Genomic DNA, 10,485 nt, shown 5'->3' on the forward strand with positions numbered 1-10,485 from the left:
GCGTGCATCAGTGTGGCCTTGAACCTGAAACGTCATCTGAGGGAGACGTAAACAATGAGTTTGTCAGCAACCATCGCTCCGCATCTTCCGTTCCTGCGCCGCTTCTCGCGGGCGGTATCGGGGTCGCAGGAGAGCGGTGATGCGCTGGTCGCCGCTATGCTGGAAGCCATCATCGCCGATACCAATATCTTCCCCGAAGCCTCCAGCGACCGCATCGCGCTGTATAAGGTTTTTGCCAGGCTGTTCACTTCCGTGGCCATCCGCGTGCCGCAGGAACAGGCGCAGACGGCCTGGGAGCAGCGGGCCGCGGCCAACCTGAATGCGCTCGCGCCGTTGCCGAGGCAGGCTTTCCTCCTGGTTGCCGTTGAGGGCTTCAGCGAGGACGAGGCAGCCGAAATTCTCGATGTCGACGAAGATGAGTTCTCGACGCTGCTTGCCCAGGCGAGCAACGAGATTTCCCGGCAGGTCGCGACCGACGTGCTGATCATCGAGGATGAGCCGTTGATTGCCATGGACATCGAGGAGATGGTCGAAAGCCTCGGCCACCGTGTCGTCGGCACGGCGCGCACGCATGCCGAGGCAGTCGCCATGTTCGGCAAGACGCGGCCGAAAATGGTTCTGGCCGACATCCAGCTGGCCGACGGCAGTTCCGGCATCGAAGCCGTCAACGAGATTTTGTCCTCGACGCCGGTGCCGGTGATTTTCATCACCGCCTTCCCGGAACGCCTGCTGACCGGCGAGCGCCCGGAGCCGGCCTTTCTGGTCACCAAGCCCTTCAATCCCGACATGGTCAAGGCATTGATCAGCCAGGCCCTGTTCTTCGACCGGCAGGCCAAAGCCGCCGCCTGACCTCGTCCGAAACTTGACCCTTTAAGCGTCACGCGAGGCCTTTGCGCCGCGTGTGACGTTTGTCTGTTTTGCGGGCTGAAAAGCCCTTCGAGGGGATCGTCTTTTTCAGCAAATGGTGGAACAAACGCCACCGAGCCACGTTCTTTTCCCGACATAGAAGGAGACGCATCATGCTGTACTGGGCGCTCGTATTTCTCGTAGTTGCGATCATCGCCGGCGCGCTTGGGTTCGGCGGCATCGCCGGTACATCGGCCGGTATCGCGCAGATACTGTTCTTCATTTTCCTTGCGTTCCTGGTGATCTCGCTCATCGCAGGCCTCTTCAGGAGAGCCTGACCGCAACACTGGAAGCCGCACCCCTCAAACGGTTTCCAGCCACCGCCGGGCGGCGCCTCGAAAGAGCACCGTCCGGCGGACCGCTTTCGGGAGCCTGCAATTTCAGGGCGTCGATACCATCGGAACCAGTAGCCAATTTAGCCGTTCAAGACCGAGTGCCGGGATTGTTTTCCGATGCCTTCCGAGGGTCGCACGAAAAATAGGACAAAAAAGCAGGACGGCGAAGTGATCGCGATGCATCCGGCGGAAAGCGGGATGCAACTTGGGCGGGCTTTGCTTCATGCCCTGCACAATGCCGGAATTTCGGTCCTCTATCAGGATCGGCAGATGAAAACGGTCTGGGCGCGCAACATGAGGGCGCCTTGGGCACCTGAAACCGCCAATGGCAAGGATGTGCTTTCGCCGGCGCAGGCCGAACGCATGAGAGCCGCCAAACTTAAGGTGATCGAATCCGGCAAGGCGGACCAGTTCGAGCTCAGCATTCCGGGAAGCCATGGCGTGCGTTGGTTCCATGTGTGGATCGATGCCGACCGCGGGGAAGGCGGCGACGTGCTCGGCGTCGTCACCACCATGGTGGAGACCACGGAGCAGAAACGCCGCGAGCAGACGCTGAAGACGTTGCTGCGCGAAGTCAGCCATCGATCGAAGAATCTCCTGGCCATCATCCAGAGCATCGCCACCCAGACCGGGCGCTATACGGAGACGCTTGGCGAGTTCCTGACGCGGTTTCGCGGCCGGCTGCAATCGCTCGCTTCCTCGCAGGACCTCGTCACATCCTCCAACTGGCGGGGAGCGGCGCTGCAGGAACTCGTGTCCGGCCAGGTCGGACGCTACAGCAGCGATCTGGCGCAAAGCCTGCGTTTCGCCGGCGAAAACCCCTACCTCAATCCCAACGCCGCCCTGCATATCGGTCTGGCGATGCATGAGTTGGCTGTGAATTCAGTGAGCTATGGTGCGCTTTCACGGCCGGACGGCCACGTCGAGGTGCGCGCGCAGCTCGAGGCCGAGGACGAGACCTCGCCCAACCTTTTGCTGATCTGGACAGAGGCGGTCGGCGACGCGCCGCGCAATGAGAAGCGCTTCGGCAGCGTGGCGCTGGAACGCGTCGTGCCGATGTCTCTGAATGGTTCCGCGACGCTGGAAATCGGCAAGGACCGCATGGAATACCGCCTCACCGTTCCGCACGGGAATTTCGAGACGGATTGATTGCGCCGCCGATGGCGAGGGGGCTTTGCCGGCGACGCCTCTTAACCGGCCGCTCACCATAAAGTCCGATCCTGTACATCCGGCCGACGATGCGCCGGAAACCCATCCGCGCCTCGGGGCGCGATCGAGAGACTGAAATGATGGTTGCCGACAACAGGCTGGAGCAGGCCGCCCGCGTCTCGATGAGCGGCTTCCAGGACGCCGAGCCGGCGCCGGCGCCACGATCGTCTCACCTTTCGCTCCGCCTTGGCGCGATCGCGCTTCTCGCCGCCGGTGCCCTGACCGCGGCCTGGCAATTTATGTGACCCGCGCATAAGGCCTCGACTCCCGACGGCGAGCGACCCGAAAAAGACTATCTTAAACAACAGTAAGATCGGGCAGGCAAAGCCCGTTTTTTCATGCTAAATGGCTGCTGGCACTGCCGAAAAGTGAGGACAAAAGTGAGGAGCAATTCTATGCGGAAGATGATCATTGCCATGGTTGCCGTGGTCGCCGTCAGCGGCTGCACCACGACCGAACAGGACGTCGTCGGCGGCGGCCTGATCGGTGCGGGTGTTGGCGGCTTGGTCGGCGGCGGCAAGGGTGCGCTGATCGGCGCGGCTGTCGGCGCCGGGTCGGGCCTCCTGGTTCGCAACCTGCGCAATGGCTACTGCGTGTATCGCGATCGTCGCGGCACCTACCAGGCCCGCTGCAACTAAAGCATGAAACGCGTGAAGCGGTTTTCGGGCGACATCTCTATCTCATTGATTTGGAGCCGGATTCAGATTTCAGGTCGACTCGACCTGAAATCATCTGTCTCTAGCCCGATACCGGAAAGAACCGGAGGCCGTGACCCGGCCTCCGGTTTCGTTTGATTTCAATCGCTGGTTCGCCCCCCGCTGGCCCGTTCACACGGCCAGCGGAATCCTGATTTCCACCTTCAATCCGTCGGCGTGATAGTCGCGCGCGATCATGCCGCGCAACTCGCGTGTGACGTTGAGATCGATCAGCTTGGTACCAAAGCCGGTCTTGGCCGGCGCTTCCAGTTTCCCCTGACCCGTTTCGCGCCAGTTCAGCACCAGCGTCCGGTCGCGGCCGCGCGCTTCGACGCGCCAGTCGACCTTGAGGGCCCAGCCTCCCTTGACCGAATTGGCTTCGCCATATTTCAGCGCGTTGGTGGCGAGCTCGTGGAAGGTCAGCCCGAGTGCTTGCGTCGTCGTCTCGTCGAGCAGCACTTCCGGCCCGGACAAGACGCCTTCGGGAAGGTCCTTGCCGAACACCTGCCCGAGCTCGATGCGCAACAGGTCTCCGAGATCGGCCTTCTGCCAGCGCGAACGCGTCAGCATGTCCTGCGATGCGGCCATGGCCTGGAGACGCGCCGAGAACGATGCCGAGAATTCCTTGACGTCGGTGGCTTGCGAGGCCGTCTGCCGCGCGATCGCCAGAACGCGGGTGATCGAATTCTTGATGCGGTGCTTCATCTCCTGCAGGATCAGGTCCTTCTCCAGCAGGCTCTTTTCGGTCGCCTCGTGCAGCGCCGATTTCGCGTCATAGGCGCGCTCCTGATAACGCGCCACCAGGGCGATGGTGCCCGCGAGCAGCAGGCCGAACAGTCCAAGCATCACCGGAATGAAGCGCGAGGACGGTGGCGAAAAGGCGCTCGTCGGCCTGAACAGCAGCGTCCAGGGCCTGCCTGCCACGACGATATCGCGGCGCGCCACGAGCTCTCTGCCCGTAGGCTCGACCGGCGGAGCCTCGGAGCGGAACAGAAGATTGCCGGCCTCCGGCTTGCCGTCATAGACCTCGACATTGACCGGCAGCAGCGGCGAGTGGCTGAGCGCAACTTGGAAAAATTCGCTGGCACGAAAGGCGGCGTAAAGAAAGCCGGCCGTCGAGGAGCGGCTTGCATTGATGACGTCGGGCGCGGTTTCGACGTTCAACCGCACGAAAATCAGGAAGCCGGTGAAGGACTGCGCCCCCCCGGCGCCCTGGCCAAGCTGGACCAGGCCGCTCGCATGCTGCTGGTCGTCGCCCATCGCCTTTTCGATTGCCGCGCGCCGTACCGGCTCGCTGAACATGTCGAAGCCGATAATCGACTGGTTGGACGTATCGAGCGGCTCGAACAGCACGATCGGCGTCCGCCATTGCTCGGTCGTGTGGGGGTAGATCGGGTGGACCGATCCGTAGTCGTGCAGGATATCGCGTTCGACCGCTGCCTCGTCGCCGGTCTTGGCGAGCCTGAGGAAGCCGATGCCGCGCAGGCCGGCGAAGTTGTCATCGATGTTCAGGGCCGTGAAGAAGGCGCTGAATTCGCCGCGCGTGATGTCCCCGTTGCGCGCATCGAACAGCGCCTGCGTCGAGCGCAGCAGCGACAGATGCAGGTCGACGCGGCTTTCGATGCGGCTGAGCGCATCGTCGGCGGTGCCTTCGAATTTTATCCGCGCCGCCTCCTGAGTCGCGAAATAGGCGAATCCCGCCATCGTCAGGCTGATCAGGGCGACGGCGATGAAAGCGACGGTAGGGAAGAGTTTCTTCAAAGGCCGGGGTCCAGGAATGCTCGGACCTTTATGGGCAAGTCTGGATGACAAGACAATGGCGAGGGCAAACCATGACGGCGGCTGGCATAGCAGCCGGCCACCGACAGCCGGCTAGTTAATCGCCTCAAGCCGCGATCTTCAGCGCGCCCGGTCCGGGGATGGCGCCAGGCGGGCACTTGCCGAGGATGATCATGCCCAGCACCTCGTCCTGGGTGACGTCGGTCGTGCGCGCGGTGCCGACCACTTGGCCGTTCTTCATGACGCAAACCCGGTCGGCCAGGTCGAAAACGTCGTGGATGTCGTGGCTGATCAGGAAGATGCCGATGCCGTCGGCCTTGAGCTGCCTGACCAGTTCGCCGACTTGGGCCGTCTCCTGCGGCCCGAGTGCGGCCGTCGGCTCGTCCATGATCAGGATGCGGGCGTTGAACAGGATCGCGCGCGCGATCGCCACCGACTGCCGCTGTCCGCCCGACAGCTTGACGACCGGCTCCTTGAAGCGCTGGAAGCGCGGATTGAGCCGCCCCATGACCTTGCGCGCCTCGGCTTCCATGGCGACGTCGTCAAGCGTGCCCCAGCCGGTCATCAGTTCACGGCCGAGGAACAGATTGGCGGCGGCATCGACATTGTCGGCCAGCGCCAGCGTCTGGTAGATCGTTTCCACGCCGTATCTCTTGGCGTCGCGCGGATTGGAGATCGACGCCTCCTCGCCATCGATGAATATCTGTCCGCCGTCGCGCTTGTAGGCGCCGGACAGGATCTTGATCAGCGTCGACTTGCCGGCGCCGTTGTGGCCGAGCAGCGCCATCACTTCACCGGGGAACAGATCGACCGACGCATCGTCGACGGCGCGGATGCCACCGAAGGCGATCGAGATGTTGCGCATGTCGACCAGCGGGACACCGGCGGGAGCGTTCTTCTCTGCCATGATCGTTCTCCCCTCAGACGCGCTTGCGGTAGACGGTGTCGAGCCAGACCGCGACGACCAGCACCGCGCCGACGACGATGCTCTGCAGCGGCGAATCGACACCGAGCAGCACCATGCCGGACTGCAGCGACTGCATCAAAAGCGCCCCGAGCATGGCGCCGAGCACGGTTCCTGAACCGCCGGCAAGCGACGTGCCGCCGATCACCGCCGCGGCGATGACCAGGAGCTCGTCCAGCGTGCCGAGCGCATTTGTCGAGGCATTCTGCCTGGCCGAAGAGATCGCCGCCGCGATCGTCGCCAGCACGCCCATGATCATGAACACCTTCATGGTGATCCAGCGCGTGTTGATGCCGGCAAGGTTGGCTGCTTCCGGATTGCCGCCGATGGCAAAGACATAGCGGCCGAAGCGCGTGCGCTTGGTGACGAAAGTCATGATCAGGCCGACGGCGACCGCCATCAGCACCGGAATGGCAATGCCATGCGCGATGAACAGCCCGCCCTCGGGGACCGTGATATTGTTGGCGGCGGCGTAGCGATTCACGATGCCGACCGGCCACGGATAGGAATTGGCGAGCCACACCGCGCCCAGGATGATCGCGCAGGTGACCGTGGCGAGCAGCGTCTCGGCCCAGACCGGACGCAGCGGGAAGCGGAAGCGCTTGCGCTGCACGCGGCCGTTGAAATGCATGAAAACCACCGCCAGGCAGGCAGCGATGCCGACGACCCAGCTCCATTTGGCGCCGATCGAGCCCGCCGGGCCGCCGCCCATCAGCTGGAACGTGGCGTCGAGCGGCGCCACCGTCTGGCCGCTTGTGACCCACCATGCGGCGCCGCGCCATACCAGCAGTCCGCCCAGCGTCACGATGAAGGCCGGCACTTCGAGATAGGCGATGATGAAGCCCTGGAAGGCGCCTATCAGCAGGCCGAGCGCCAGGCCGATCACCAATGCCAGGATCCAGATCCAGGGATTGCCGAGTTCAAGCCCGACGAAGCGAACCAGGAAGTGCGCCTGGGCAAAGCCCATTATCATGCCGATCAACCCTTCGGCCGACCCGACCGAGAGGTCGATGTTGCGCATGACGATGACCAGCACCATGCCGGACGCCATGATCGCCACGGCCGATGTCTGCACCGACAGGTTCCAGAGGTTGCGGGGCGTCAGGAAGGTTCGGCTGTCGAAGTCGAGCGGATTGACGCCAAGGCGCAGGCTGGAAATCACATGCAGCCCGATCCAGATCAAGAGCAGTGCGCCGATCATGCCGAGCATACGGGTGTCGAGCTCGGTTGCCTTGAGGAACCGGGCGGCCGCGCCGAGTTCCGACGCGCGCGCGGTATCAGCCGGTTGGGTTGACGTCGTGTCGGTCATGATATCCTCCCGCCGGCCGCCGTCTGGCGCGGATGCCGACCCAGGCTAGAAGCTATCCGCGCGAAGCGGAAACACAAATCTCTTCGAGAAAAAGCCGCGGCTTTGAAGCTATCCCAGGAAAAGTGCATGGCGGTTTTCCGTCCGGGATTGCGAGACAAAGACCTGGAGCGGTTCAGTCAACCGCCCCGGGTCGATGTCGGAAGAAAGAGCCAGTTTAGTTGCAGACCTTGACGCTGCCCCCGGCGACGCCCGCGCAGACTTCGTCCTTCTTGATCCAGCCGGCGTCGATGACGACGTCGAGATTGTCCTTGGTGATGGCGACCGGGGTCAGGAACAGCGATTTGACCGTGTTGCCGCCCGGTGTGGTGAAGTCCTTCACGCCGGCGATGTCGGTCATCTTCTTGCCGTCGGCGAGCTGCGAGGCGATCTCGGCGGCGTTCTTGCCGAGCTCGCGCGCGTCCTTCCACACCGACACGGTCTGCGTGCCGAGCGCGATGCGGTTGAGCGCGGCGTGGTCGCCGTCCTGGCCGGAGACCGGAACGGTGCCGGCCAGGCCTTGCGCCGTCAGCGCCGCGACGACGCCGCCGGCGGTGCCGTCATTGGCAGCCACGACCGCATCGACCTTGTTGTCGTTGGCGGTCAGGAACTGCTCCATGTTCTTCTGCGCGTTGGCGGGCAGCCAGCCGTCGGTATAGGCCTCGCCGACATTCTTGATCTTGCCGCTGTCGATCGCGTCCTTCAGCACTTCCATGGAGCCCGCGAACAGGAAGTCGGCGTTCGGATCGGAGCCCGAGCCCTTGATGAAGACGTAATTGCCTTCCGGCTTGGCCTTGAACACCTCGCGAGCCTGCATGCGGCCCACTTCCTTGTTGTCGAAGGTCAGGTAGAACACATCCTTGTTCTCGATCAGGCGGTCGTAGCCGACGACCGGGATGCCTTCATCGAGCGCCTTCTGCACTGCCGGACCGATGGCCGAGGCATCCTGCGCCAGGATGATCAACGCGTTGGCGCCTTGCGAGATCAGGCTTTCGACGTCGGTCAGCTGCTTGCCCGGATTGGACTGCGCGTCGGCCGAAATATACTTGTCTCCGGCTGCCTCGATGGCCGCCTTCATCGCCGCTTCGTCGGTCTTCCAGCGTTCTTCCTGGAAATTCGACCACGAGACGCCGATAACCTTGTCCTTCGCCTCCGCGACCGACACCAGTGTCAGCGACATGGCGACACCCGCCAGAATGGCGGCTGTGAATTTCTTCATGATATCCTCCCTGCGCCCTGTGCGGCGCGACCAGACTGGCCCGAAGGGCCGGCACAGAGGCTTTTTTTCGAGCCCCGAAAAAAGACTGATGCAACGCCGAGGCGCTGTCAACTCGGATTCTGATGGTTTTTGAGGTCATGCGGACTTTTTTTCGAGCCTCGCAATAAATAATGACAGCTCCGCCGGCTTCTGCCACTATCTCTAGCATGTCATCGACGGCCCGTGTCATCATCACAAGGCCGCGATGATGGGAGGAAATGCGAGGACAATGTCGGTCGGAATCCGCCACGACGATTTGCGCCGGCGCAATCGCGCCATGGTGATTTCGGCCGTGCGCCGCGCCGGTCAGCCATCGCGGACGGAGATTGCCGCCACCACCGGGCTCAGCCACTCGACCATTTCGGCGATTTCCGCCGATCTGATCCAGGAGGGCATCCTCACCGAAAGCAAGGCCAGCGAGCCGACGACGTTGAAACGCGGCCGGCCGCAGATCGGCCTGGCGCTGAAGCCTGAAGCCGCCGCCGTGCTGACCGTGGTGCTGTCGCTGAACTTCCTGTCGGTGGCCGTCATCGACTATGCCGGCCAGGTGATTGCCGAGGAACAGCAGCGCCTGGACACGCTGGTCATGCCGCGCGACGAGCTGATCGGCGAATGCGTGGCGATTGTGCGGCGCCGGCTGCAGGATCCCGACCTCGACGTCGGCAGCGTCGCCCGTATCGCCATGGGCATTCAGGGCATCACCGATACGCATGCGCGCGCCATGCTGTGGTCGCCGATCACACCGCTGACCGACATTCCTTTCGCCGACATCCTCGAGAGGGAATTCGGCATCCCCGCCACCACGGAAAACGACTGCAACATGATGGCGGTGGCGCTGCAATGGCGCGACCCCGAGCGCTATCGCGACGACTTCATCGCCATCCTCTTGTCGCATGGCATCGGCATGGGCCTCGTGTTGAAGGGCGCGCTGTTCACCGGCACACATTCCTCCGGCGGCGAGTTCGGCCACATGATCCACCGCCCGGGCGGCGCGCTCTGCCGCTGCGGGCGCCGCGGCTGCGTCGAAGCCTATGCCGGCAACTATGCGATCTGGCGCAGCGCCATGAAGATGAGCGAGGACGCCGAGCCGGTCGACGTCGGCGACGCCGACATGCGGGCCCTTGCCGCGAAGGCGCGCGCCAAGGACGGCCCGGAGCGCGAGGCCTACCGCCGGGCCGGCGAGGCGCTGGGCTTCGGTCTGGGCAACCTGTTCGCCCTCATCGATCCGGCGCCCGTCGCCATGGTCGGCGTCAGCGCGGCTGCCTTCGACCTGATCGAGCCGGCGCTGAGAGAGGCGATCGCCCAGACCGCCGGCGGCCAGTACTCGAAATCGATCTCCTTCGACACGGAGCCGAACGAACTGCCCCTGATCCGCGAAGGCTGCGCCATGCGCGCATTGACCTTCGTCGACCAGGAGATCTTCGCCCCGGGCGGCCAGGCAAGAGCGGGTTTAGGGAAGAACGTGGCCTGATCAGCTTTGAAATGACCGTTGGTTTCCGAGTGTCGCGCCAGACGCCGGAGATTAGCGAAGGCCCCGCAGCTCCGTCATTCCAGGGCGGAGCAGGAGCGGAGCTCCGTCACGGAGACCCTGGAATCTATGCCTTACCGCGATCGTCGGATGCAGCGGAGCCTGCACGGCAGCAGCGCCTAAAGCATGTCGCGTTTAATTGGCCTCATATCCGGCAGCTTTGAAGAAGTTTCTGCACTGTATCGGATCGAACAGGTCGCATATGTCCTTGAGAGCGCAGCATAAAGCGTCGAAAGATCGCGCGGCCTTCTTTCTGAGCAGCGCCTTGAGTTTCGAGAAGGCCATTTCGATTGGATTGAGATCGGGCGAGTAGGCCGGCAGCGGCAGCAGCCAAGCACCGCGTTGGCGCACCAGTTCGGCCGCCCGCTCGCTCTTGTGGAAGGCGACGTTGTCGAGGATGACGACGTCGCCCGGTTTGAGCTCGGGTGCAAGCTGGGTCTCGACATAGAGTTCGAAACGCGCCTTG

Annotated in this window: 11 protein-coding genes; 6 read left to right on the forward strand and 5 right to left on the reverse strand. The window is 63.4% G+C overall.

Annotated features, from left to right (window positions below):
• The first annotated feature begins 54 nt into the window (after positions 1 to 54).
• From F3H96_RS20195 to F3H96_RS20210, 5 genes are all read left to right on the forward strand, one after another.
• On the forward strand, positions 55 to 849 hold the full coding sequence (locus F3H96_RS20195) for a response regulator (RefSeq protein WP_149803472.1): 795 nt from the start codon (positions 55 to 57) through the stop codon (positions 847 to 849).
• A gap of 170 nt (positions 850 to 1,019) precedes the next feature.
• Entirely contained in the window at positions 1,020 to 1,184 is a 165-nt protein-coding gene (locus tag F3H96_RS20200) for a DUF1328 domain-containing protein (RefSeq protein ID WP_018429836.1), read from the forward strand.
• Positions 1,185 to 1,358: 174 nt separating this feature from the next.
• A complete protein-coding gene (locus F3H96_RS20205; protein WP_149803473.1) occupies positions 1,359 to 2,390 on the forward strand; it encodes a sensor histidine kinase in 1,032 nt (343 codons plus the stop codon).
• 137 nt (positions 2,391 to 2,527) lie between these two features.
• Positions 2,528 to 2,695, forward strand: coding sequence for a hypothetical protein (locus F3H96_RS30610; protein WP_188131463.1), 168 nt, complete (start codon positions 2,528 to 2,530; stop codon positions 2,693 to 2,695).
• Positions 2,696 to 2,845: 150 nt separating this feature from the next.
• On the forward strand, positions 2,846 to 3,088 hold the full coding sequence (locus tag F3H96_RS20210; protein WP_149803474.1) for a YMGG-like glycine zipper-containing protein: 243 nt from the start codon (positions 2,846 to 2,848) through the stop codon (positions 3,086 to 3,088).
• Positions 3,089 to 3,277: 189 nt separating this feature from the next.
• Here the strand turns inward: F3H96_RS20210 and F3H96_RS20215 are convergent, their stop codons facing one another.
• The 4 genes from F3H96_RS20215 to xylF form a co-directional block, all read right to left on the reverse strand.
• Positions 3,278 to 4,906: a CHASE domain-containing protein gene (locus tag F3H96_RS20215; protein WP_149803475.1), complete on the reverse strand. Its 1,629-nt coding sequence runs from the start codon at positions 4,904 to 4,906 to the stop codon at positions 3,278 to 3,280.
• 124 nt (positions 4,907 to 5,030) lie between these two features.
• Entirely contained in the window at positions 5,031 to 5,831 is an 801-nt protein-coding gene (locus F3H96_RS20220) for an ATP-binding cassette domain-containing protein (RefSeq protein WP_149803476.1), read from the reverse strand.
• A gap of 13 nt (positions 5,832 to 5,844) precedes the next feature.
• Complete coding sequence (locus tag F3H96_RS20225) at positions 5,845 to 7,197, reverse strand: sugar ABC transporter permease (RefSeq protein ID WP_149803477.1); 1,353 nt, start codon at positions 7,195 to 7,197, stop codon at positions 5,845 to 5,847.
• A gap of 214 nt (positions 7,198 to 7,411) precedes the next feature.
• Positions 7,412 to 8,452, reverse strand: a complete 1,041-nt coding sequence (gene xylF, locus F3H96_RS20230; RefSeq protein ID WP_149803478.1) for a D-xylose ABC transporter substrate-binding protein — start codon at positions 8,450 to 8,452, stop codon at positions 7,412 to 7,414.
• A gap of 268 nt (positions 8,453 to 8,720) precedes the next feature.
• Here xylF and F3H96_RS20235 point away from each other — a divergent pair, with 268 nt between their 5' ends.
• Positions 8,721 to 9,962, forward strand: a complete 1,242-nt coding sequence (locus F3H96_RS20235) for an ROK family protein (protein WP_149803479.1) — start codon at positions 8,721 to 8,723, stop codon at positions 9,960 to 9,962.
• Between the two features lie 192 nt (positions 9,963 to 10,154).
• On the opposite strand, the gene F3H96_RS20240 is transcribed toward F3H96_RS20235, so the two are convergent.
• Positions 10,155 to 10,485: transposase (locus F3H96_RS20240; RefSeq protein ID WP_149803480.1), on the reverse strand; the 331-nt coding region annotated here is incomplete at its 5' end.

The sequence above is a fragment of the Mesorhizobium sp. NFR06 genome, assembly GCF_900115245.1.
In the GTDB taxonomy this organism is placed as follows: Bacteria; Pseudomonadota; Alphaproteobacteria; order Rhizobiales; family Rhizobiaceae; genus Mesorhizobium.